Source organism: Anoxybacillus sp. B2M1 (assembly GCF_001634265.1).
Taxonomy (GTDB): Bacteria; Bacillota; Bacilli; order Bacillales; family Anoxybacillaceae; genus Anoxybacteroides; species Anoxybacteroides rupiense.
In genome coordinates, this window is sequence record NZ_CP015435.1 from 3,322,362 (window position 1) to 3,345,892 (window position 23,531).

The window sequence follows — 23,531 nt, forward strand, 5'->3', positions numbered from 1 at the left end:
CCCGCCTTCTTTTGTCTCCGTTTTTAAAATTGACCTGTAGGAGGAATGCCAAGACGACGCTCGACGCGTTGAAGACGGCGATTAAGTCGGTTAATTTGCTCGCCCTGTCGCTCAATGGTTCGTTCCATTCGATTTAAGCGTTGTTCCAGCGTTCCCGAAGGTCCAGGATGACCGCCTGGAAAGCCGCCTGGAAAACCGCCTGGAAAACCGCTTGGAGCTGGGCTAGTAGGGAATCGGTTGTCGTATCCGGTGTCCGCCTCCGCTGGATAGTCTGGAAATCCTCCTGTATATGGCTGTTGCTGGTAGTAATATTGATAGTAATTGCTCATAGGCAAATTCCCCTTTCTTTATTATTCTTAAGTATTGTATGTAAGGATGGGAGGATGCGGAATAGGCAAATGTCTAAATTCATACTTTTGATAAAATTAGGAAAGGAGCGTTTATGTTGAGTTTACGGATTGATAAAATGTTAGCGAATATGGGATATGGAACGCGCAAAGAAGTAAAAAAACTGCTGAAGTCCGGCGTAGTAAAAATGGATGGTGTCATCGTGAAAGATCCGAAAACACAGGTGAATCCAGAGACGCAAATCGTTACGGTTTGGGGGGAAGAGGTAGAGTATAAAGAATTTGTTTATTTGATGATGAATAAGCCGCCTGGAGTAATTTCAGCAACGGAAGACGACATGGAAGAAACGGTGGTCGATTTGCTTGAAGAAGAAGATCAAATCTTTGCGCCATTTCCAGTAGGACGGCTCGATAAAGATACAGAAGGGTTGCTTTTATTAACAAATGACGGACAGCTTGCTCATCAGCTGTTGTCTCCGAAAAAGCATGTGCCAAAAACCTATTTTGCGGTTATTGACGGTGAAGTCAATGAGGAGGATATTGCCGCATTTCGTCGCGGTGTTATTTTGGATGATGGGTATGAAACCAAGCCGGCTGAATTGGTGATTTTAAAAGCTGGGACTCGTTCGGATGTCGAAGTGACCATTACGGAGGGAAAATTTCATCAAGTGAAACGCATGTTTCAAGCAGTCGGCAAGCGCGTTGTTTATCTGAAACGCATTCAAATGGGGCCGCTTGCGCTTGATCCGTCGCTGGCGCTTGGGGAGTATCGAGAATTAACAGAAGAGGAAATAGAGATGCTGAAAAATGTTTCAGCACATGAAATAAAAAAAGGGAACCTTTAAATCTTGAATAAGGTTCCTTTTCTATATTCATGATCTTTCATTCATGGTTACGGCATGTTGAGGCTAATGACCGTTTTGTTTTTTTATAACCTCTCACCTTTTTTCTAATGACCGACTTAAGAGGACATCCTCACCTTCTTATTGGTTGTCGTCCATTTGCCCTTGCTTGGGCTGCGAACTAGGTCATTATATGCTAACACGTTCAAATCACGCTGAATTGTCCTTGGAGTGATGCCGAATTCATCAACGAGCTCTTGCGTTGTTACAGTTCCTCTCTCGCTGATAAACATGTAAACAGACTTAATCCGCGTTAGCATCCGATGAGTAGAAGGTTTCAAAAGACCACTCCCTATCCTTACATAATTCGCATGGCACAACATCATCGCTGCTTCTAAGATGAGAGATTATATCTAGTTGTTTTTCTTTTACTACTATTTTACACGAAATAGACCAAAACATGCTACACATTTATTGTGATTTACAAAATATTTCAACATTTTTCATTTGTTTGTAACAAATATGTTTGTTTTTACTTGATTGTGTTATGATTGAAAAAAACATGGTTTTATGAACCAAAATAAGCTTTTTCTGCTACATACAATGAGGAAATAGAACTTAGAGCGCTGATGAAAAAGAAGTCGCTCCATTTTTTCTGCTGTCGGGGCAAGCTACTATATACAAGATATAATGTGACACAAATGTTTATTATTCCTTGTTTTTACTTATTTTTGTTAGCAAAAGAGACCATGAAATGAGGTGGCAGATATGCAAATCAATTGGCTGGAAGAAGTGCTTAAAAGAAAAGATGAACTGATTCGTGATACACAAGAATTTTTAAGAATACCGAGCGTGTTGGATGAAAAAAGCGCGACTGCCTCGCAGCCTTTTGGAAAGGAGGTCGATGAAGCGCTGCAATTTTTGCTTAAAAAGGGACAAAAGGAAGGATTTCTTGTTAAGAATGTGAACGGATTTGCCGGTCATTTAGAAATGGGAGAGGGGGATGAATTAATCGGCATTTTATGCCATGTTGATGTAGTTCCGCCTGGCGACGGTTGGACAAGTGATCCGTTTGCTGCGGACATTCGCGACGGAAAAATATATGCGCGCGGGGCGATTGATGATAAAGGGCCGACGATGGCAGCATTTTACGCGATGAAGATTGTGAAGGAGCTTGGCTTGCCGCTTCATAAGCGCGTGCGCATGATTATTGGGACAGATGAGGAGAGCGAATGGCGCTGCGTAGATCATTATTTTCAGCACGAAGAAATGCCGACAATGGGATTTGCGCCGGATGCAGACTTTCCGATTATTTACGCTGAAAAAGGAATTGTTGATTTGAATTTGGAGCAAATCACAGCGGCCGACAATGAGAATGGAAGCATTCGGCTTGAATCGTTAGAAGCAGGAAGACGTTATAATATGGTTCCTGATTTGGCTGTAGCGGAATTGCGCGCGGAAACAAAGCTGCTTCTTGAGATGGAACAGCGTTTTCAGCAATTTCTAACAGACTTTCATGTAAAGGGAAAAGCGATCAATCATGAGCACGGAATAACGTTGCAGGTGGAAGGAGTTTCAGCCCATGCGATGGAACCGGATCAAGGAAAGAATGCGGGAGTGTTGCTTGCTGCTTTTTTAGCGAATATGCCGCTTGATGCTCAAGCAAAAGCATTTGTCCAATTTCTTGATCGTTACTTTCGTGATGATTCTCGCGGGAAAAAGCTCGGGATTGCTTATTCTGACGATATGACCGGCGATCTTACGGTGAATGTCGGCATTCTTTCCTACCATGAGGGCAAGGGAGGTAGGATCGGAATCAATTTGCGCTATCCGGTAACGAACGATTTGGAACAAACAAAGCAAGTGATTGAGCAAACAGCAAAACCATACGGGTTTTCTCTTACCCATTTTAGCGACTCCAAACCGCATTATGTCGATCGCCGTCATATGCTTGTTCAAACGCTGCAGCGTGTATATGAAGAGCAAACTGGAGAACGTGCGGCGCTTCTTTCGATTGGCGGTGGAACGTATGCCCGTTCTCTAGAAGCGGGAGTAGCGTTTGGACCGCTTTTTCCGGGAAGACCGGATGTCGCTCATCAAAAGGATGAGTACATGATCATTGACGATTTGCTGAAGGCAACAGCGATTTATGCTCAGGCCATTTATGAACTTGCGAAATGAAAAGCTTTTCAAAACGCATTACAATAGAAAGAAACCATAACCGCTCCGTGCTGGGCGGTGTTTTTTCTGAATGAAAGGACGTGGGGAGTATGGAGGTCTCGGCAAGGCGCGAGATATTGCCATTGAAAATCGTATTTTTACTTGTTTATTTTTGTACATTTTTTGGTTTTGGGGCATTCTTTCCTTTGTTATCTGTTTATTTAAAAAATGAAATGAAGCTTTCAGGAACGGAAATCGGGATGATTATGTCGATAAGTCCGATTGTGACCATTTTTATTCAACCGCTTTGGGGAATGATTTGCGATTATACGAAAAAGCCAGTGACCGTGCTCACGACAGCGTTTGTGCTTACAGCTTTATTTAGCGTTATGTACTCTTCGGTGCATCAATATACGTGGATTGTGGTTATGGCTGTTCTGTTAGCTTTTACCCAAAGCGCGATTGTACCGATTTCTGATAGCATTACATTAAATTATGTGCAAAAAACATCAGGAAATTATGGATCGATACGTTTATGGGGATCCATCGGCTTTGCTTTTGCAGGGCTTGTCGGCGGCTGGCTTTCGGAAACGTTCTCCCTTGTTGCTATTTTTTATATACTCGCTTTTATGTTGTTATTGTCAGCTGGTCTTGCTTGGAAGCTGCCGCGTGAAGGTCATTCCATGAATACAGCCGTTGTACGCGGAATGGCGCAATTGTTTAAGATTCCAAAGTTTGTTTTGTTTTTAGCGGCGGCCTTTCTCGTATTCGGTCCGATTTATGCAAACAACTTTTATTTCGGGGTGTTTGTGGAAGAAATGGGAGGGACGCTGACAGGAGTCGGTTTTGCCTTTTTATTGGCTGCTGGAAGTGAAGCCCCGTTTATGAAAATGACAGACAAACTGACCCGCCGGTATGGCATGATCACGATTTTAGCCTTTGCTGCGACTGTTTCAGCGTTGCGTTGGTTCTTTTATTTCTTTGAGCCGCCGCTTTGGCTCATTTATGTGACCACCGTTGCTCAAGGCTTTTCTGTCGGTTTGTTTATTCCAGTAGCTTTGCAATACGTACGGGAAACGGCACCGGAGAGCGTTCGAGTGACGGCTGTTTCGCTATATTCAGCAGTCAGCAATGGACTGGGCAGCTGGTTTTGTACAGTGATCGGCGGCTACATTTTAGACAAGAGCCATGCCAGTGATATTTATTGGTTTTTTAGCCTATTAACAGTGGCTGGTTTAGCCATTTTAGCCATCATCGCATTATGGGACAGAAAAAGGATGAAGGATATCTCTTAAGGGATGTCCTTTTTTTATCCAATAGAATTTGATAAAATCTAGAAAATCAAATGTTATTGTAGATGGGAGTAAAAGCTGATGATCAAGACGCATTATTTTATCGCCGTTACATTAGAAGAAAAGATAAAGGAGCAGCTGGCAAAATGGAGTGAAAGCGTGAAATCGCATTTCCCGTTTCGCACATGGGTGCATCAGCAGGATTACCATATAACTTTGGCATTTTTAGGAGAGACGCCCACGGAAAAGGGGGAAGCGGTCTGCGAAAAATTACACGAAATCGGGCAACAGCATGAACGCTTTTCGTTAACGCTTGCGGAAATTGGAATTTTCGGTCAGCCTCGGGCACCGCGCATTCTGTGGCAGACGGTGGAACAAGAACAGGCTCTTATTGCTCTGCGAAATGATGTATATGGGGCATGTGAACATATTGGTTTTACGCTAGATGCACGCCCATTTGCTCCGCATATTACGATTGCCCGCAAATGGCAGGGGGAGGAAGAGTTTTCATTAGAGAAGTTAAAAAGCTTTGAGCGTGTTCAAGGCTGTTTTACCGTGAAAGAAGTGATTTTGTATCGAACGCATCTTGACCGAGTGCCCAAATATGAAGCCATTGCTTTATTTCCGCTCAGCCATTAGAAAGGGAGGAACAGCATGAAACGAGCCTTGATTATAGCAGTACAAGTGGCTGGTTTATATGGGCTGTATGGGATCGGCGTGTGGCTGCAGCATTGGTTTCATTTGCCGATTCCAGGCAGCATCATCGGGATGCTGTTGTTGTTTTTCCTGTTGATGTCAGGCGTCGTCAAAGAGCGCTGGCTTGGTGACGGAGCCCAGTTTCTGTTGTCGTATTTACCGCTTTTATTTGTTCCGTCCACTGTTGGAATTATTGATTACCTCTCCCTTTTTCAGGGAAGAGGCTTGCTGTCGATCGCGGTTGTGATGATCAGCACGGTAATGGTCATGACAGCAAGCGGTGCGATCGGGCAATGGCGAGCGAAAAAAGCTGAAAAAGAAACAGAAATTCATCAGGAGACAAAGGGGATGCATGGATAATGGAAAGAGCTGTCGGCTTTATTTTATTAACCCTTGTTGTTTATGAAGTCATGAAAAAATTATATGTTCGCTTTTATACACCGCTTCTTTTGCCGATTGTGACGACTACAGGGACCCTCGTTGCGGCTTTGTTGTGGTTTCATCTTCCATATCAAACCTATATGGAAGGAGGACAATGGATTGGGCGATTGCTTGGTCCTGCTGTAGTTGCTCTTGCCTTTCCCCTTTACCATCATCGTCAGACGCTGAAACGTCAATTTTGGCCTATTTTTCAGGCGGTTTGTGCAGGCGCCATGATCGCGATTGTAAGCGGAGCGTGTTTTTCGGTTTTGTTTCATCTGAATAAAAAGGTGTTGTTCTCTTTGCTTCCCAAATCCGTCACTTCGCCAATCGCCATGGATATTGCAAAGGAAATTGGCGGCATTCCGGCTTTAGCCGCTGTTTATGTGATGATTGCCGGGATTTTCGGAGCGGTATTTGGACCGCCGTTATTGCGGGCTTTGCAAATTACGCATCCATTTGGTGTTGGAATTGCGCTTGGCTCCGCTTCTCATGGTGTTGGAACGGCTAAAGCGTTGGAAATCGGAAAGGAAGCAGCCGCGATCAGCTCGATTGCGATGACATTAAGTGCTATTTTAGCTGCTTTCCTTTGTCCATTATTTGTTTCTGTTTTATTATAGAAAGATAGAAAAAGAAACTGATGAGTTCGGGGGTTGCTTGTGTGGGACAATTAATCAAGCTTCAAGATTATATTTCAAGATATGAAAACGATGTATACCGCTATGCGAGTGAATTCATCCGTCTCAAGAAAAAGCAATGGGAGAATGTGAAGGAACAATGGGAAAGTGGAGAAGCAAGCCAAAATGTCTCAGACAATGATTCGTGGGAATGGCTCGAGGAGAAGCGCTCAATTTTCCAAACAGTCAAAGGATGGTTCCAGGGTTCGGAATGGAAGCAGGAAGAGGAAGTAAAAACAAGCCCTTCTTCTGAGGACGATTTTATTTCCTCAGTCTTTATCACAGAGCCTAAAACTATTGATGATCTAAAATTGCTATTTCTCGATACATTATTCCAATTGCAAATGAAATGGGCAAGCTCAACGTTGAAATACGAATCAGTGATTGAGAAAAAATTTTATTATGAAGAGCCGCTTAAATATTTTCTACAACGCTTTCCTGATACGTATTTATGTTTATATAAGCCCGTAGTTTTAGTGAAAAACGCTCCTGTCGAATTAGATGTGATTTTATTGAGCCCGACTGCCACATGGTGTATTACGTTGGCGGAAGGAGAAATCATGGTTGGCTCGGCGGAACGATTTTGGAAAGAAATTGCCGGAGAAAATGAAAAAAAGCTGTTGAATCCGCTTCTTTCTCTGCGGAGAATGGAAAAAATTATTTCGGATTTATATAAGCGTTATCAAATCGAATTGCCCATTAAAAAGGTGGTTTTAAACCGCTCCGGTTATATTGACTACCGTTACGCACCGAGCGATGTGCAGTTCATTGATAAACGACGCTATGAACAGTGGTTTGCTTCATTGCGAGGATTGACCACTCCTCTTAAGCACGTTCAGTTGAAAGCGGCCGCTCATTTATTGCAGCACTGCTATAGCCATTATTACGAGCGAGAGTGGGAAAAAGAAGACGAGCAGCTTTAAGGGAATGTTGGAGTTTTCAGCGGCGAAAGGAAAAAATAGAGCGTGTACGAGGTCTTTTCCTCCTTGATCCTCAAAACAAATGAAAAAATGGGTTTATTCATATCGGGAGGTGCCAATTTGTTAACTGTTCATCGAACGTTTGAAGCGTATTTAGATGCGATGACGGTGATTACGATTTTAGTCCCGAAGTCGTATCATTCTGGAATGGTCGGAAATTTTATTATCGAAAAGCCAAATGGGGAACGATGTCAGCTTCAAGTGGCAAAGCGAGAAGATTTATGGACGAGTATTAAGTATGAATGTGTGATCGACTTTGCTGTCGAGATCGGGCAGAGGTATCTTATTTATGATGATCACGGTGCTTTTACCGATTTGCAAATCGGAGCAGTCATTCGCACCGCAGAATTTGATGAACAGTTTTATTACGAAGGGAATGACCTTGGTATCACCTATACTCCAGAAGCAACCACTTTTAAGCTTTGGGCTCCTACGGCGACAGAGGTGAAGGTGAAATTGCTTGATGAGGCGGAGGGAAAGCAGGAGCAAATTCCGTTGCAGCGCATGGAAAAGGGAGTATGGATGACTACAGTTTCCGGAGACCTTGAAGGAAGATATTATACGTTTTTAGTATGTGTGAACCTTGTTTGGCGGGAGGCTGTTGATCCATACGCAATAGCTGTTTCAGTCAATGGAGAGTACGGGGTTGTCGTCGATTTGGCGAAAACAAATGTGCCGAAGCCAACGCTGCCGCCGCTATCGTCCCCGACGGATGCGATTATTTATGAAGTGCATATTCGCGATTTTACCATTCATGGCGATAGCGGGGTGGCTCACAAAGGGTTATATTTAGGTCTTACTGAGCTCGGAACAAGCGGGCCAAATAATACAACTACAGGCCTTTCCTATTTAGCGCAGCTAGGAGTAACGCATGTAGAGCTGCTTCCATTTAACGATTTTGCTGGAGTAGATGAAAAAGACCCGCTGAAGGAATACAACTGGGGCTATAACCCGCTGCATTATAACGCTCCTGAAGGGAGCTATGCCACTAATCCGTTTGATCCATATGCGCGGATTCAGGAGCTGAAACAAGCGATCCGTGCGTTGCAGGCACAGGGAATTCGCGTGATTATGGATGCTGTTTATAATCATGTCTATATTCGCGAGCAGTCATCATTTGAAAAAATTGTCCCTGGTTATTATTTTCGACATGATCTATATGGAATGCCGTCCAATGGAACAGGAGTGGGGAATGACATAGCATCGGAACGGCGGATGGTGCGAAAATTTATTGTTGACTCTGTGCGTTTTTGGCTGACTGAGTATGGGGTGGACGGATTTCGTTTTGACTTAATGGGAGTGTTAGATATAGAGACGATGAGAGAAGTGGAGGCCGTCGTCCATGCGCTCGATCCGTCCGCACTTTTGCTTGGCGAGGGATGGGATTTGCCGACCCCTCTTCCTGCCGAGCAAAAAGCTACGATGAACAACGCTGACAAGCTGCCTTGTATTGCGTATTTTAATGACAGATTTCGCGATCATGTCAAAGGAAGTACCTTTGCTATTCATGAAAAGGGGTTTGCATTAGGAAATATGGCTTTCCGTGAGCAAGCGATGCGAGCGATCCAAGGCAATGTGCGAATTAAAAAAGAAGCAGGGATGTTTCTGAACCCGACGCAAGCGGTCAATTATGTTGAATCACATGATAATCACACGTTCTGGGATAAAATGAGCGTGTCCAATGCGGATGAAAGTGAAGAGATTCGGCAGAAACGGCAAAAGCTGGCCACCGCTTTTGTTATTCTCTCGCAAGGCATTCCGTTTTTGCATAGCGGCCAAGAATTTTATCGGACGAAGCAAGGGATAGAAAACAGCTATAATGCTCCGGATGCCATTAACCAGCTTGATTGGAGGCAAAAAAGCCTGTATGAGAAGGATGTGCGGTATGTTGCAGGATTGATTCAACTGCGCAAGCTTCATCGGGCTTTCCGCTTTTCAACGTCTGCCGAAATCGAAAAACATCTTCGATTGGTTGAAGCGACTCCGCCATCTGTCATTGCTTATCATCTTCAATCCGTGCAAGAATATGGGCCATGGAGCGATATTTTGGTCATTCATCATAATCAAGAAGCAACAGAGCGCTTACCCCTTCCGGATGAGGAGGAATGGCATGTCGTGTGCGATCACACCGCGAGCGGAACGACTCCTTTATACATCGTGAAACAAGAGATTGAGGTCCAGGGAATCAGTACGTTTGTTCTTACGAAAATGACTGACTTGACGAAAAAAGCAAATCACATATAAAATCTAGTAAGACAGCTATTGTCTGAAAATAAAACATCAGGTGATTGCTGTCTCTTATTTTTTATGAGTTGAAGGTGAACTTCGTTGGAACAGTTACTGGGAAAGGAGTGGGATATCACTCCGGCTGGTGGGGCTACTGGAGATGCATATGTTGCTGAACATAATGGAAAAAAATTATTTTTGAAGCGTAATTCTTCTCCCTTTCTTGCTGTTTTGTCCGCAGAAGGAATCGTTCCGAAGCTTGTCTGGACAAAGCGAATGGAAAACGGAGATGTAATTACAGCCCAGCAATGGCTAGACGGGAGAGAGCTTAAACCGCATGATATGGGAAGCGAGCAAGTCGCGAATTTATTGCGGAAAATTCATCGCTCTCAAGATTTGCTGGAAATGTTAAAACGATTAGGAAAAAAACCGCTGTCGCCGCAAATGATGATGGAACAGCTGCGATCCATGTTAACCGGATGGAGCGACGAACCTCTTATCAAGCAAGCGTTTGCGTGGCTCGAGGAGAAGCTTCCTTCGATTCGATGTAATGAATGGGCGGTTTGCCATTGCGATATGAACCATAATAATTGGCTGCTTGCTGATGATGGCCAGCTTTATTTAATCGATTGGGACGAGGCGATGATCGCCGATCCAGCCATCGATATTGGAATGCTTTTATATTGGTATATTCCGGAGGAAAAATGGGAAGAATGGCTTCATTTTTATGGAGTGGAGCTGACCGATGATTTAGGTGTGCGCATGAAATGGTATGCAGTTGTACAGACGTTGCAGACGCTTAGTTGGCAAAAAGAAAAATGCGCAGAAAAAGAAATGCAGCAATCCCTGCATTTCCTTCAAACGATATTAATTTCTAAGTAAGCTGGTCCACCCATTCCGATAACTGCTGTTGATACGAAGAAATGTGAGAATCAAGATTGGGGCTGTTCTTTCCTGCTTGTCCATAATGGTAAATGGAAGGCAAAACATTTTTTACATGTGACCTGACTTGTTTATTTCCCATTAAGGATTTGACAAGCCTTTCAATTTGTTCGCATTCTGCTATCGTACCGCAGCAATCGGTTTGGTGATTGGATAAAATATCTTTTAATACGGTCATTTGATCGTTATGGTTTAAAGGCATACGCACTCATCCTTTTTTTCTTACTATGTGCGGACCATTTCGGTTTTATACAATTCTCAAGCAGTCGTTGCCGCGACTGTTTTTCTTTATGATTTCAGAATTTAGAAAAAGCAAGGCGCCATCTAGCTTCAAGCGCCATCGGCGGACTCTTTCTTTTTGATCTTGCACACCGGTCGGTATTCATGATATTGTTGACAACGATGATAAAAAAACAGAGGTGTTGGCATGCGTTTACGTAACAAACCTTGGGCGAAGGAGAAAATTTCTGCTTATCCGCAATATGTCGTTCCAAACCCAGAGCAATACAAAGGAAAATGGCACGAATTATTTGGAAATCATCATCCCATCCATATTGAAATTGGAACGGGAAAAGGTCAGTTTATTACAGGAATGGCTAAGGAGAACCCAGAGATTAATTACATTGGGATTGAGCTGTATGAAAGTGTGATTGTATCTGCTCTCGATAAATTAATCGAAAACGATCTGCCAAATTTGCGTCTGTTGAATGTCAATGCCAAAGATTTGGCTAGTTTTTTTGAAAATGGCGAGGTAGAACGAATTTATTTAAACTTTTCTGATCCTTGGCCGAAAAAACGCCATGAAAAAAGAAGGTTAACTCATCATTCCTTTCTTGAATTATATGAACAAATCTTAGTATCTGAAGGGGAAATCCATTTCAAGACAGACAACCAAGGGTTGTTCGAGTATTCCCTTGTGAGCTTCTCACAATATGGCTTGCTCCTGACATATGTCAGTTTGGACCTTCATCATAGCGATTTTTCCGGAAATATGATGACAGAATACGAAGAAAAGTTTGCGGCCAAGGGCAATCGAATTTATCGCTGTGAAGTAAAGTATCGGGCAAAATAATGATAAGGCTGTCTTTCGAAAGATCGAGGCAGCCTTATTTTTTATTTTCGAAAAATTCACCGAAATGTTACACTATAAATGGAGGTGATGGGAAATGGAAAGATTAAAGGTGGGAAATGTGCAAATTACATGGTTAAACGGAGGGGTGACTCATTTAGATGGAGGAGCGATGTTTGGGGTTGTTCCGAAGCCGCTCTGGTCAAAAAAGTATCCATGCAATGACAACAATCAAATTGAATTGCGGACCGATCCGCTTCTTTTGCAAGTGGCTAACAAAAATATTTTAATCGACTCTGGCGTCGGCAATGGAAAGCTTACGGATAAGCAGAAGCGCAACTTTGGCGTGACGGAAGAGTCAAGCATTGAGAAGTCGCTTCATGAATTGGGATTGACCCCAAATGATGTCGATTTTGTTTTGATGACACATATGCATTTTGATCATGCTTGCGGGCTAACGAAACGGCAAGGAAATCAGTTTGCTTCCGTTTTTCCAAACGCTCAAATTGTGACATCACAAGTGGAATGGAACGAAATGAGGGAGCCCAATATTCGTTCACGCAATACATATTGGAAAGAAAATTGGGAAGCGATCGCTGAACAAGTGGTCACGTTTGCCGAGGAAATAGAAATTGTTCCAGAAATTAAAATGATCCATACAGGAGGCCATAGTGACGGCCATTCGATCATTCACATCGAATCTGAAGGAGAACAGCTCGTTCACTTAGCGGATTTAATGCCGACACATGCTCATCAAAACGTACTATGGGTGTTAGCGTACGATGACTATCCGATGACATCCATTGCTCAAAAGCAAAAATGGATTCCATATGCGGTGGATCAACAAGCGTGGCTGAGTTTTTATCATGACGCTTACTATCGAGCCATCAAATGGAATGAAGCAGGTGAAATGGTCGCGAGCGTTGCGCGAGAACGTGAAAAAGAGAAGGCATCTCGCTAGGAGAGATTCGCTGTGGTAGACAAAGTTCATGTTTCCTTTGTCTACCACTATTTTAACTGTCATCAATGGATGGCAACTTTTCCGTATCAGAATGGCTTGAAGATGCTTGACAGACAAGGAACGAAGCCGAGCGAGGCCAGCGACACAGCATAAAAGCATTTGTTAACAGTCTGAGACATCTCGAAAGGAGATGTCCTTCATTTCTTTTCATGAAAGTCTGTATGTGTCAATAATGGTTCCTGTGTAGGCGTCGATGAAAACCTCATACTGTTCATTCTCACGGCAAATGCCGCCTTTATATACTTTATAAACAAGCCCGTTTTTTTCGTATGTCTCTGGTTCGCTCTGAATCCACGAACCACTAATGGGAGCAGAGCGTTGAAAAGCGTCTTTCGCCAACGAGAGAGCCTTTTCTGAGGAAATGAATGTGCGTGCGCGCATGGCTTGGACAGCATAAGCAGCTGCGAATCCGGCAGCGGCGCCTGCGAAAAATGTTTTCCATCTCATTTTTTCCCCTCCTCAATCATGGTCTTTTATTTAGTATACCTGATTTTTCAAAAAAATGTGGGAAAAGTGGAAAGTATATGAGTTGTTCGCTAAAATAAAAAGGACATAAGAAAAAGGGGTTAGGAACATATGAATGTAGAAACGCTTCAGCTGTTCAAAACATTAACAGAACTGCCGGGAGCACCGGGGAATGAGCGTTTTGTTCGGCAATTTATGAAAAAGGAACTACAGAAATACGCAGATGAAGTCGTACAAGATCGGCTTGGCGGTATTTTTGGTGTCAAACGCGGCGATGTAAACGGGCCTATTGTCATGGTTGCTGGTCATATGGACGAAGTGGGATTTATGGTAACGGCTATTACTGCTAATGGAATGATCCGTTTTCAGCCGTTGGGCGGATGGTGGAACCAAGTACTGCTGGCACAACGGGTACAAATTATCACAGAGCATGGGCCAGTGATTGGCGTTATTGGATCTGTTCCGCCGCATTTGCTTGGAGAGGAACAGCGAAATAAACCAATGGATATCAAAAATATGCTTATTGATATCGGGGCGGATGATCGGAAGGATGCGGAACGCATGGGGATACGGCCGGGCCAGCAAATTGTGCCGATTTGTCCATTTACCCCAATGGAAAATCCGAAGAAAATTTTGGCGAAGGCTTGGGATAATCGATACGGCTGCGGGCTGGCCATTGAGCTGTTAAAAGAATTAAACAATGAGGAATTGCCTAACGTTTTGTACTCTGGGGCAACCGTGCAAGAAGAGGTAGGAATGCGCGGTGCACAAACAGCAGCCCAAATGATTCAGCCGCATATCTTTTTCGCATTGGATGCCAGCCCGGCCAATGACATGACAGGAGATCGAAAGGAATTTGGGCATCTCGGAAAAGGGGCGCTTGTCCGCATCTATGATCGTTCGATGATTATGAGTCCGAGAATGCGCGAATTTGTTCTCGATACAGCTGAAACGCATCGCATTCCGTATCAGTTTTTTATTTCTCCGGGAGCTACAGATGCTGGGAGAGTACATATTGCCAACAGCGGCATTCCTTCAGCTGTTATTGGCATTTGTTCTCGTTATATTCATTCCCATGCTTCCATTATTCATGTCGATGATTATGCAGCAGCTAAACAGCTATTAATAGAGTTAGTGAAACAATGTGATCAGTCGACAGTGGAGTCCATTCGTCAAGCAAACTGAGGGGGGAGTCTTCATGAGGCTTCTCTTTTTCCGTGAAAGGGGGATGACATGATGAGAATTGCCGTCGGTACAACGAATCAAGCAAAGGTAGCCGCTGTCGAAGCTATTTTTTTCAATGAGCGCCATGTAATTGTACCAACAAAGGTTGATTCTGCTGTAGCTGCCCAACCTTTTTCTGATGAAGAAACAAGAGCAGGGGCGATCAATCGGGCGAAGCATGCGCTTGAGAAAGAGAAGGCAGATATCGCCATTGGTCTTGAAGGAGGCGTTGTTGAGGCGGATAGCCAATTGTGGGTGTGCAACTGGGGGGCTTTAGTTGATCGGAATGGCATGGTTGTTTCCGCTGGGGGAGCACGCATTCCTTTGCCGCTGGAGGTGGCAGAAGGAGTATGGAGCGGCCGTGAGCTTGGTGAGGTGATGGAAGCCTATACTGGTCAGCAAAATATCCGCCAAAAAGAAGGGGCCATCGGTATTTTTACACATGGCTACGTGAATCGGACCGAAATGTTTAGCCATATTGTTAAATTGTTGAGAGGACAGTATGAGTTTTGGACGAAAAATGGAGTAATAAAGGAGGAGAAATCATGAATACGGTTAAAACAGCTAAAGAATACCAAGCAATCAAACAGGAAAAGAAGGCTATTTTCGTTTTTTCAGCAGAATGGTGCCCTGATTGCCGATTTATCGAACCGTTTTTGCCGGAAATTGAACAACAGTTTTCTGACTACGAATTTTATTATATTGATCGTGACCAGCTTTTAGATGTGTGTACCGATGAAAATATTTTTGGCATTCCAAGCTTTGTCGCTTACGATCGTGGAAAGGAACTTGGACGGTTTGTCAGCAAGGATAGAAAGACAAAAGAGGAAATTGAGCAATTCATTCAAGGATTGCAGTGAAGGAGCCCTAAATGCAAATGGATAGTAAAAAAATGGCGAAAGAAATTGAAAAACGGCTAGCGCGTGAAGATTGGACATTTCAGTTTGACAGCAAAAAGGATACGCTTCGCATTGAAGACTCGCAAACCAAGAAAGGTGTCACCGTTTCGTTGCCAGGCATTATTGCGAAATGGCAGGAAAAGCAGGAGGAAGCGCTTCAGGAGGTTGTCTATTATATTGAACAAGCGCTCCATACAATGCATGAAGCCCATACGCTGTCGGGGAAAGAAAAGGACATTTATCCGGTAATCCGTTCTACCTCGTTTCCTACAGAAACAAAAGACGGGATTCCGCTGATTTACGAGGAGCATACAGCTGAAACACGGATCTACTACGCGCTCGATTTAGGAAACACGTATCGTCTGATTGACAAAACGCTGATTGAGCAGGAAAATTGGGATGTCCATCAAATCAAGGAGATTGCCCGCTTTAACATCCGGTCTTTAGAGACTCCTGTCAAAGAAGATGAAGTGGCAGGAAATCGTTTTTATTTTGTGAACACAAACGATGGCTATGATGCGAGCCGAATTTTAAACGATCGTTTTTTAGAAGAAATGGCCCAAAAAATCACCGGAACGATGGTGCTGGCTGTGCCTCATCAGGACGTTTTGGTGGTTGCCGACATCCAAAACGAAACAGGATATGATGTGCTTGCCCAGCTGACAATGAGCTTTTTTGCAAGCGGCCATGTGCCGGTAACCGCTCTATCATTTTTATATGAAAATGGCGAATTGGAACCAGTTTTTATATTAGGAAAAAATAAGGGAAAACAGTAGTCGGAAAGAAAGGAAGAGGTGCAATGAACGTATTTTATAATCGAGAAGGCATTGGCGATGTGTTGCTTATTTCTTTAAGGACGATGAACCCAGAAAGCCGCGCATTTGAAAAAAAGGGCGATATTGTTCGCATTTTTGACGAAACGACGAACGAAACAGTAGGATACAATATTTTTAACGTTTCTCACCATTACTCTTTTGAAGAAAATGCAGCGGTGGAGGTAGACGAGCAGTTAATTGAGGCCATCAATGAGCTTTTAGAGAAAAATGGCTTTACGGAATTCATTGAAGCTGATTTTTCACCCAAATTTGTTGTCGGATATGTGAAAGAAAAACAAAAACATCCTAATGCGGATAAATTAAGCGTATGCCAAGTGGATGTTGGCTCAGAAGTGCTACAAATTGTTTGCGGAGCACCGAATGTGGATGCTGGGCAAAAGGTGGTAGTAGCTAAAATTGGCGCGGTTATGCCGAGCGGCCTTGTCATTAAAGAAGCTGAATTGCGCGGTGTCCCTTCTTACGGAATGATTTGTTCCGCCCGCGAGCTTGAATTGCCAAACGCTCCGCAAGAAAAAGGGATTTTAGTTTTGTCTGATGATTATCAAGTTGGACAAGCTTTTACAAAATAATGTTATTTAACATTTATCTGAAAGAAGTTTTCCACTTCAAAGTTTTGCGAAGCTGAACGACAATGGGAGATGAATTTCGGTTGGCGATCGCCAACGGATAGGATCCTCTATCGTTCAAACGGACCCCCTTCGGAACGAAGGAAAGCAAACACGCACAAGTCGCTTGAAGTTCCCACCTTTAAGCGAAGCATCGGTGGAGGGCAGTTTATTTCAGTCACTAGGCATCCTTCTAGTGACTTTTTTTTTATAATTGGTAAAATAGAGAGTTGAAAAGAGAATAGAAAGAGTGAATTCTAGATGAAATGGTTAAAACGGCTTGTTCGTTATTTGTTGCAGGAAGAGGATAGGCAGCCGCCGATTGAGCGGAAAGAACAGCCCATCGAGAAAACAGCTGCTGAACTCGATGTGAAAGTGACTTATCAGTATCCAACTGGAAAGTTTCGGTTTCCGTTGATTCCTGATGAAGCGTCAACGCGTCGTAAAAGAAGCAGCAAAACGTATGATGAAGCAGAAGAAAGACAAGAAAGAAGGGAAAAGCCGAGAAGGGAACCTGAAAGTCCTGCGATGGAAAAGCGTCCTTTCCGACCTTCAGAAGTACCTTCGCCGATTTACGGTTATAAAGGACGGCCGCAGCCAATGCAGCCGGAAAAGCGGGATAGTGAGACGGAACTCCCTGAGGAGAAGCAGGATTCGCTTTTGAGCCATCATCTGGACCTCCCTATTACATACATCATGGATCTACCTGATGAAAAAGAGCATGGAAGCGAGAAAGAAGAGGAGCCGATCGGACATCAGCCGTCGCTTGGGGAATCATTAGCTTTAAGCGATGAAGAGGAGGCGCAGCCCTCTGCTATTGAAGAAGTGGCGGATAGTGAGGAGGAACAGCTTCTTGATGTTCGCCCATCAGAGGAGCAAGACGGGAGACCGTCAGAAGAGGAGAAGAAAGCGAAGACAGAGGAGCAAAATGCGGAAGCGTCTTTATCGAACGAACCACAAGAAACACAAGCGCCGACACAGCGCCCGTCTTCTCGCATTCCGTATAATGTCATGATGCTCAAGCAAGATCGGGAAAAATGGGAGGCGCGAAAAAAAGAGAAAAAACAAGGGGAACCCGCTTACCGTTTTCCACAGCTTGAATTGCTGCAGCCCCCGTTGGAGCAAAAAGAGAATGATAAAGAATGGATGGATCATCAATGTGCCCAGCTTAATGAGACGTTTGCCAATTTCAATGTGGGAGCCAAAGTGGTTCATGTAGCTCAAGGGCCGACCGTAACAAGATTTGAAGTGCAGCCGGCACCGGGGGTGAAGGTGAACAAAATTACAAGCTTATCCGATGATATTAAACTAAGTCTAGCAGCAAAAGATATTCGCATCGAAGCGCCGATTCCTGGAAAAAGCACGATTGGGATTGAAGTGCCGAACGCTCAAAGCCGTCCAGTATTGATCCGTGAAATTTTGCAAAGTGAAGCTTTTAGAGCAAGTTCTTCGCCACTGACGGTTGCGCTCGGCCTGGATTTATCGGGGATGCCAATGGTGACAGACTTAAAGAAAATGCCGCATGGGTTAATTGCCGGGGCAACGGGTTCAGGAAAAAGCGTCTGCATCAATGCCATGCTTGTCAGTTTGCTTTATAAAGCGGCGCCTCATGAAGTAAAATTATTATTAATTGATCCAAAAATGGTGGAGCTCGCTCCATATAATGACATCCCGCATCTTGTCAGTCCGGTGGTGACCGATGTCAAAGCAGCGACAGGGGCATTAAAGTGGGCAGTTGAAGAAATGGAGCGGCGGTACAGCTTGTTTGCTCACACTGGAGTAAGGGATATTCAAAAATATAACGAGCTGGTGAGAAGAGAGCAGACACCAGAGCATCATCTTCCGTATATCGTCATTATCATTGATGAGCTAGCGGATTTAATGATGGTTGCCCCAACAGATGTCGAGGAAGCCATTTGCCGGATTGCCCAAAAAGCGAGAGCATGCGGAATCCATTTAATCGTGGCGACACAGCGCCCATCTGTTGATGTCATTACAGGCTTAATTAAAGCAAACATTCCGACAAGAATCGCCTTTTCTGTTTCTTCTCAAGTCGATTCCCGGACCATCATTGATACAAACGGGGCCGAAAAGCTGCTTGGACGTGGCGATATGCTGTTTTTAGAGAATGGAACATCGAAAACGGTGCGCATACAAGGAAATTTTGTGTCCGATGAGGAGATCGAGCGAGTGGTGTCCCATGTGAAGCAGCAAATGTCCCCAGCTTATTTATTCGAACAGGATGACTTTTTAAAACAGGCGTCTTTATCAAACGAAGAGGATGAACTGTTTTATGAAGCATGTGAATTTGTTGTGCAGCAAGGAGGAGCGTCCACCTCAAGCTTGCAGCGCCGTTTCCGCATCGGTTATAACCGCGCGGCGCGACTGATGGAGATGATGGAGGAGCAGGGAATCATTTCGGAGGCGCGAGGCAGTAAGCCGCGTGATGTATTGATTACGGAAGAAGAGTTGGCTCATTTGCAAGAAGGTCATATGATATGATTGACTATATAACAGATAGATTTTCTGACAGCGTCCATGCGAAGCAGTAAGGAAAGGGGGATTCTCCCTTTTCCTTATGGAGTGTCAGTTTTTCTATTGGTGTTCGTATCATGGTGTGATAATCCATATCGGCTATATAAATTAGAGCAGGCGAGGGAGCAGAATATGAAGGAAATTGAATTAAAATTACAGGGAAAAATTAAGAGATTAACCAACCAGACATTCAAGTTTGATGAGCGTATTCGCGATGGCTGGTTTTCCGCTGTCTATTTTTTGAAAACGAGGGAAATCGTGCGCGAATTTTGCCCAGATAACATCGTCACCATGCAATTTTTCCAAAAAGAGCATGCGGTGCTGTGCGGCACGGATGAAGTGATTGCACTCGTTAAAACTTTTGCCGATGAGCCGGAAAAATTAGAAATTTACTCGCTAAAAGACGGAGACAAAATAAGTCCGTTTGAAACGGTGCTCACCATTACGGGGCCTTATCAAAATTTTGGCTATCTGGAAGGGATTATTGACGGTATTTTGGCGCGCCGCACATCGGTAGCGACAAACGTATATAACGTTGTAAAAGCGGCTGCGCTTTCTGGAGTGCAAAAACCGATTATTTTTATGGGGGATCGTGATGACCATTATACGCAACAAGCTGGCGATGGTTATGCCGCTTTTATCGGCGGTTCTACGGCCCAAGCGACTCATGCGATGAATGAATGGTGGGGCAAGCAAGGGATGGGAACGATGCCTCATGCGCTGATTCAATTGTTTGATGGGGATGTCGTAGCGGCCGCGAAGGCGTATTATGCGAAGTATCCAGAGGACGATTTAGTTGTTCTTGTCGATTATAATAATGACTGTATTACAGATGCGCTTCGTGTAGCTAGGGAATTTGGCGATAAATTAAAAGGAGTGCGTGTCGATACATCACGTACGATGATCGATCAATATTTTATCCGTCATCCGGAAGTGCTGGGGACGTTCGATCCGCGCGGGGTGAATCCTCCGCTTGTTTTTGCGCTGCGGGAAGCATTGGACCGCGAAGGATTTGAACATGTTAAAATTGTGGTAAGCGGCGGATTTAATGAACAGCGCATTATCGAATTTGAACAACAGGGGGTTCCTGTTGATATGTATGGAGTAGGGAGCAGCCTGTTAAAAATTCATATTGGCTTTACAGGAGATAACGTACTGTTAAACGGCAAGCATCAAGCTAAGGCAGGGCGGCGATATCGCCCTAATCCTCGTTTAGAAAAAGTAGAGTAAAGGCAATACAATATAGGAAAGCGGGGAAAACTGATAGAGAGAGGACTACTATCAGTTTTCCTTTTTCATCATAGTCTTTGACGAAAAACAGTGATATAATGATGAAATGTGAGAATACATATAGCAGGCAAATGACAAATCTATAGGAGCATCATATACTGTGTTACAGAGGAAAGTGTCGCTTGATTCTGCAAAGGAGATGAGCAGAATCAAACAGCGATCATGCTCGAACCAGACCAATCGGTTCCGTATTGAGCCGATTTTTATGGCGTAAAGGTTCAGACAGACGATTGTTGGAGGTCTTCGATATGACTGTTTACCATTTCGTGGGCATTAAAGGAACAGGAATGAGCGCGTTAGCACAAATTCTTCATGATATGAAGTATATTGTTCAAGGATCAGATGTTGAAAAGCGTTTTTTTACACAAAGAGCGCTAGAAGAGCGGGGAATTCCCATTTTTCCGTTTAGCAGGGAGAACATTCGCCCTGGCTGTACAGTGATTGCTGGAAATGCATTTGCGGATACGCATGAAGAAATTCAAGCGGCACATGAATTAGGGGTTCCTGTTATTCGTTATCATCGATTTTTGGGCGATTTTTTGCAAAAATTCACAAGTGTTGCCGTGACAGGAGCACATGGGAAAACATCGACGACAGGGCTGTTGGCTCATGTGATGCAAGGAGCGAAACCGACCTCGTATTTAATTGGAGATGGAACTGGAAAAGGAGTAGAAGGAAGCCAATATTTTGTGTTTGAAGCTTGCGAATATCGGCGTCACTTTTTATCGTATTTCCCTGATTATGCGATTATGACGAACATTGACTTTGATCATCCAGATTATTTTGCAAATATTGATGATGTATTTGCCGCTTTTCAGGAGATGGCGATGCAAGTGAAAAAGGGGATTATTGCATGCGGGGATGACGAGTATTTGCAAAAAATTCAAGCGAAGGTCCCGGTTTTGTTTTATGGCTTTGGCGATGACAACGATTTTCAGGCGCGCAATATCGTGAAAACGACAGAAGGAACTTCGTTTGATGTATTTGTTCGCAATACGTTTTTTGCTTCATTTGAAATCCCGCGTTTTGGCGATCATAATGTGCTCAATGCGTTGGCGGTCATTGCCCTTTGCCATTATGAAGAAATTGATGTGCGCATTATTCAAGAACGTTTAAAAACGTTCCAAGGAGTGAAGCGGCGGTTTAGTGAAAAAGAGATCGGCGATCAAATTTTGATTGACGACTATGCTCATCATCCGCGAGAAATTGTGGCAACGCTTGATGCGGCAAGACAAAAATATCCGAATCGCGAAATTGTTGCGATCTTTCAGCCACACACCTATACAAGAACGCAAACCTTTTTGCAAGAGTTTGCTGAGAGCCTTCAGCAAGCGGATCAGGTGTATTTGTGCGATATTTTTGGCTCTGCCCGTGAGCATCAGGGACAGCTGTCGATTTATGATTTGCAAGCGAAAATTCCACATGCTCGCCTAATTACAGAAGACGATACATCGGTATTAAAGCAGCATGCGCATGCGGTGCTGGTCTTTATGGGAGCCGGAGATATTCAAAAGTTTCAAGAGGCATATGAGCAAACCGTTCATTCATAGCACCGAGAGCTCATTCTTGGTGCTTTTCTTCTGATGAAGAAGAGGGGAGCCGATTCATTCAATGAATCGGCTCTTTGTATTACACCTTATTTGAGATTTTCCGGATTTAGCGCTTCAAGCTCCGGTATGACGAAGCGCCCGTCTTTGCGGATTAACACTCCATCAAAATAAATTTCACCGCCGCCGTATTCCGGACGTTGAATCATCACCATGTCCCAGTGAATGGCGGAATGATTGCCGTTGTATGCATCATCATAGCACTGTCCCGGAGTGAAATGAAAGCTTCCGTCAATTTTTTCGTCAAATAAAATATCCTGCATCGGGTGCTGGATGTATGGATTGACGCCGATGGCAAACTCACCGATATAGCGTGCGCCTTCATCTGTATCGAAAATTTGATTAATTCGTTCTGTATCGTTAGCCGTTGCTTCCGTGATTTGGCCATCTTTAAACGTTAGCTTGACGTTTTCAAATGTAAAGCCATGGTAAGGAGACGGCGTATTGAACGAAATAGTGCCATTGACAGAATCACGAACAGGAGCCGTGTATACTTCACCATCTGGAATGTTCATCTGTCCAGAGCATTTAATGGCTGGAATATCCTTAATAGAGAAGGACAAGTTAGTTCCTGGTCCTGTAATGCGCACTTGATCGGTTTTGTTCATTAAATCGACGAGTGCATCCATTGCTCGATCCATTTTGCTATAGTCAAGATTGCACACATTAAAATAAAAATCTTCAAATGCTTCGGTGCTCATTTTTGCCAACTGAGCCATCGATGGGCTTGGATAACGGAGCACCACCCATTTTGTTTTGGGAACACGAATATCGCGATGCACTTTTTGCATGACGGTTTTGCCATGAAGCCGCATTTTATCATCAGGAATATCAGTAAATTCGTTAATATTGTCACCGGCCCGAAGCCCGATATAAGCGTCCATTTGCGCCATGATGCTTGCTTCAAAGTCGGCCATCATTTGAAATTGCTCCTCTTGTGCACCGAGTAAAAGGGCTCGATCAATTTGCTGATCCTTTAACAATACAAACGGATATCCTCCAGCAGCATAGGCTTCCCGGACGAGAGCGATGACAAATTCGCGCTGAAGCCCGAAGTTTTCAATTAATACTTTTTCTCCCTTTTGCAGGCGAACCGAGTATTGAATTAGAGTTTTGGCTAATTGCTCAATGCGTGGATCTTTCATTTACGCTTCCTCCCATTGAATCGATTGATTTTGGCATTGGTGATCATGACGTTGCTTGAGAAATGCAGAATTGCCAAGGATAAACCTGAGCGTCTTCTATCTTATGGCCAGCATAGCACGGAACCTGCCGCTTGCCGCAATCAGACAAACATAGGGGAACATGGGCGTCCCGTTTGTCTTTTTTGATTCATCAACAAGCTTTACCTACTATGTATATAAAATGATTGTATCCTATTTTGCCCAATTTGTTGAA

At 43.8% G+C, this 23,531-nt stretch carries 25 protein-coding genes; 20 read left to right on the forward strand and 5 right to left on the reverse strand.

Features of this window, described 5'->3' with window-relative positions; all coding sequences use genetic code 11:
* Positions 1–23: 23 nt before the first annotated feature.
* Positions 24–329, reverse strand: a complete 306-nt coding sequence (locus tag GFC28_RS19890; RefSeq protein ID WP_082063806.1) for a hypothetical protein — start codon at positions 327–329, stop codon at positions 24–26.
* Between the two features lie 116 nt (positions 330–445).
* On the opposite strand from GFC28_RS19890, the gene GFC28_RS16200 reads away from it, so the two are divergent.
* On the forward strand, positions 446–1,192 hold the full coding sequence (locus GFC28_RS16200; protein WP_044745977.1) for a pseudouridine synthase: 747 nt from the start codon (positions 446–448) through the stop codon (positions 1,190–1,192).
* A 116-nt stretch (positions 1,193–1,308) separates the two neighbouring features.
* Here GFC28_RS16200 and GFC28_RS19035 read toward each other — a convergent pair whose 3' ends face one another.
* Positions 1,309–1,530 carry a DeoR family transcriptional regulator gene (locus GFC28_RS19035; protein ID WP_080862041.1) on the reverse strand — a complete coding sequence of 74 codons (222 nt, stop codon included), beginning with the start codon at positions 1,528–1,530 and terminating at the stop codon, positions 1,309–1,311.
* A 427-nt stretch (positions 1,531–1,957) separates the two neighbouring features.
* On the opposite strand from GFC28_RS19035, the gene pepV reads away from it, so the two are divergent.
* The 8 genes from pepV to GFC28_RS16240 all read left to right on the forward strand — a co-directional run bounded on the left by pepV (position 1,958) and on the right by GFC28_RS16240 (position 10,522).
* Entirely contained in the window at positions 1,958–3,370 is a 1,413-nt protein-coding gene (gene pepV, locus GFC28_RS16205; protein WP_044745881.1) for a dipeptidase PepV, read from the forward strand.
* Between the two features lie 89 nt (positions 3,371–3,459).
* Complete coding sequence (locus tag GFC28_RS16210; RefSeq protein WP_044745882.1) at positions 3,460–4,644, forward strand: MFS transporter; 1,185 nt, start codon at positions 3,460–3,462, stop codon at positions 4,642–4,644.
* Positions 4,645–4,722: 78 nt separating this feature from the next.
* Positions 4,723–5,280 (forward strand): RNA 2',3'-cyclic phosphodiesterase, encoded by a 558-nt coding sequence (gene thpR / locus GFC28_RS16215; RefSeq protein WP_044745883.1) that lies wholly within the window; start codon positions 4,723–4,725, stop codon positions 5,278–5,280.
* Positions 5,281–5,295: 15 nt separating this feature from the next.
* Entirely contained in the window at positions 5,296–5,697 is a 402-nt protein-coding gene (locus tag GFC28_RS16220; protein WP_044745884.1) for a CidA/LrgA family protein, read from the forward strand.
* Positions 5,697–6,377, forward strand: a complete 681-nt coding sequence (locus tag GFC28_RS16225; protein ID WP_044745885.1) for an LrgB family protein — start codon at positions 5,697–5,699, stop codon at positions 6,375–6,377. Before GFC28_RS16220 ends, GFC28_RS16225 begins: the two co-directional genes overlap by 1 nt.
* Before the next feature lie 41 nt (positions 6,378–6,418).
* The gene (locus GFC28_RS16230) at positions 6,419–7,357 is read left to right on the forward strand and encodes a nuclease-related domain-containing protein (protein ID WP_044745886.1); all 939 of its coding nucleotides are present in this window, start codon (positions 6,419–6,421) and stop codon (positions 7,355–7,357) included.
* 117 nt (positions 7,358–7,474) lie between these two features.
* Positions 7,475–9,658: a type I pullulanase gene (pulA, locus tag GFC28_RS16235; RefSeq protein WP_044745887.1), complete on the forward strand. Its 2,184-nt coding sequence runs from the start codon at positions 7,475–7,477 to the stop codon at positions 9,656–9,658.
* A gap of 84 nt (positions 9,659–9,742) precedes the next feature.
* On the forward strand, positions 9,743–10,522 hold the full coding sequence (locus tag GFC28_RS16240; RefSeq protein ID WP_044745888.1) for a phosphotransferase family protein: 780 nt from the start codon (positions 9,743–9,745) through the stop codon (positions 10,520–10,522).
* On the opposite strand, the gene GFC28_RS16245 is transcribed toward GFC28_RS16240, so the two are convergent.
* Positions 10,515–10,784 (reverse strand): YtzH-like family protein, encoded by a 270-nt coding sequence (locus GFC28_RS16245; RefSeq protein ID WP_044745889.1) that lies wholly within the window; start codon positions 10,782–10,784, stop codon positions 10,515–10,517. The genes GFC28_RS16240 and GFC28_RS16245 overlap by 8 nt on opposite strands.
* Before the next feature lie 225 nt (positions 10,785–11,009).
* Between GFC28_RS16245 and trmB the strand changes: the two genes are divergently transcribed.
* The 3 genes from trmB (at position 11,010) to GFC28_RS19405 (ending at position 12,765) form a co-directional block, all read left to right on the forward strand.
* Positions 11,010–11,654 carry a tRNA (guanosine(46)-N7)-methyltransferase TrmB gene (gene trmB, locus GFC28_RS16250; RefSeq protein ID WP_044745890.1) on the forward strand — a complete coding sequence of 215 codons (645 nt, stop codon included), beginning with the start codon at positions 11,010–11,012 and terminating at the stop codon, positions 11,652–11,654.
* 94 nt (positions 11,655–11,748) lie between these two features.
* Positions 11,749–12,612 (forward strand): YtnP family quorum-quenching lactonase, encoded by an 864-nt coding sequence (locus GFC28_RS16255; RefSeq protein ID WP_044745891.1) that lies wholly within the window; start codon positions 11,749–11,751, stop codon positions 12,610–12,612.
* 12 nt (positions 12,613–12,624) lie between these two features.
* Entirely contained in the window at positions 12,625–12,765 is a 141-nt protein-coding gene (locus tag GFC28_RS19405; protein WP_156487549.1) for a hypothetical protein, read from the forward strand.
* Between the two features lie 54 nt (positions 12,766–12,819).
* Here the strand turns inward: GFC28_RS19405 and GFC28_RS16260 are convergent, their stop codons facing one another.
* The gene (locus tag GFC28_RS16260; RefSeq protein WP_044745892.1) at positions 12,820–13,119 is read right to left on the reverse strand and encodes a PepSY domain-containing protein; all 300 of its coding nucleotides are present in this window, start codon (positions 13,117–13,119) and stop codon (positions 12,820–12,822) included.
* A gap of 129 nt (positions 13,120–13,248) precedes the next feature.
* On the opposite strand from GFC28_RS16260, the gene GFC28_RS16265 reads away from it, so the two are divergent.
* The 8 genes from GFC28_RS16265 (at position 13,249) to murC (ending at position 22,076) form a co-directional block, all read left to right on the forward strand.
* Positions 13,249–14,322 (forward strand): M42 family metallopeptidase, encoded by a 1,074-nt coding sequence (locus tag GFC28_RS16265; protein WP_044745893.1) that lies wholly within the window; start codon positions 13,249–13,251, stop codon positions 14,320–14,322.
* A gap of 48 nt (positions 14,323–14,370) precedes the next feature.
* A complete protein-coding gene (locus GFC28_RS16270; protein ID WP_044745894.1) occupies positions 14,371–14,910 on the forward strand; it encodes a DUF84 family protein in 540 nt (179 codons plus the stop codon).
* Positions 14,907–15,221 carry a thioredoxin family protein gene (locus GFC28_RS16275; protein WP_044745895.1) on the forward strand — a complete coding sequence of 105 codons (315 nt, stop codon included), beginning with the start codon at positions 14,907–14,909 and terminating at the stop codon, positions 15,219–15,221. Before GFC28_RS16270 ends, GFC28_RS16275 begins: the two co-directional genes overlap by 4 nt.
* Before the next feature lie 17 nt (positions 15,222–15,238).
* The gene (locus tag GFC28_RS16280) at positions 15,239–16,036 is read left to right on the forward strand and encodes a DUF1444 domain-containing protein (protein WP_044745978.1); all 798 of its coding nucleotides are present in this window, start codon (positions 15,239–15,241) and stop codon (positions 16,034–16,036) included.
* 23 nt (positions 16,037–16,059) lie between these two features.
* Entirely contained in the window at positions 16,060–16,665 is a 606-nt protein-coding gene (gene ytpR, locus GFC28_RS16285) for a YtpR family tRNA-binding protein (protein ID WP_044745896.1), read from the forward strand.
* 297 nt (positions 16,666–16,962) lie between these two features.
* The gene (locus GFC28_RS16290) at positions 16,963–19,203 is read left to right on the forward strand and encodes a DNA translocase FtsK (RefSeq protein WP_044745897.1); all 2,241 of its coding nucleotides are present in this window, start codon (positions 16,963–16,965) and stop codon (positions 19,201–19,203) included.
* 165 nt (positions 19,204–19,368) lie between these two features.
* Positions 19,369–20,466, forward strand: coding sequence for a nicotinate phosphoribosyltransferase (locus GFC28_RS16295; protein ID WP_044745898.1), 1,098 nt, complete (start codon positions 19,369–19,371; stop codon positions 20,464–20,466).
* Positions 20,467–20,774: 308 nt separating this feature from the next.
* The gene (gene murC, locus GFC28_RS16300; protein ID WP_044745899.1) at positions 20,775–22,076 is read left to right on the forward strand and encodes a UDP-N-acetylmuramate--L-alanine ligase; all 1,302 of its coding nucleotides are present in this window, start codon (positions 20,775–20,777) and stop codon (positions 22,074–22,076) included.
* An 86-nt stretch (positions 22,077–22,162) separates the two neighbouring features.
* On the opposite strand, the gene GFC28_RS16305 is transcribed toward murC, so the two are convergent.
* Entirely contained in the window at positions 22,163–23,278 is a 1,116-nt protein-coding gene (locus tag GFC28_RS16305; RefSeq protein WP_044745900.1) for an aminopeptidase, read from the reverse strand.
* Between the last annotated feature and the right edge of the window lie 253 nt (positions 23,279–23,531).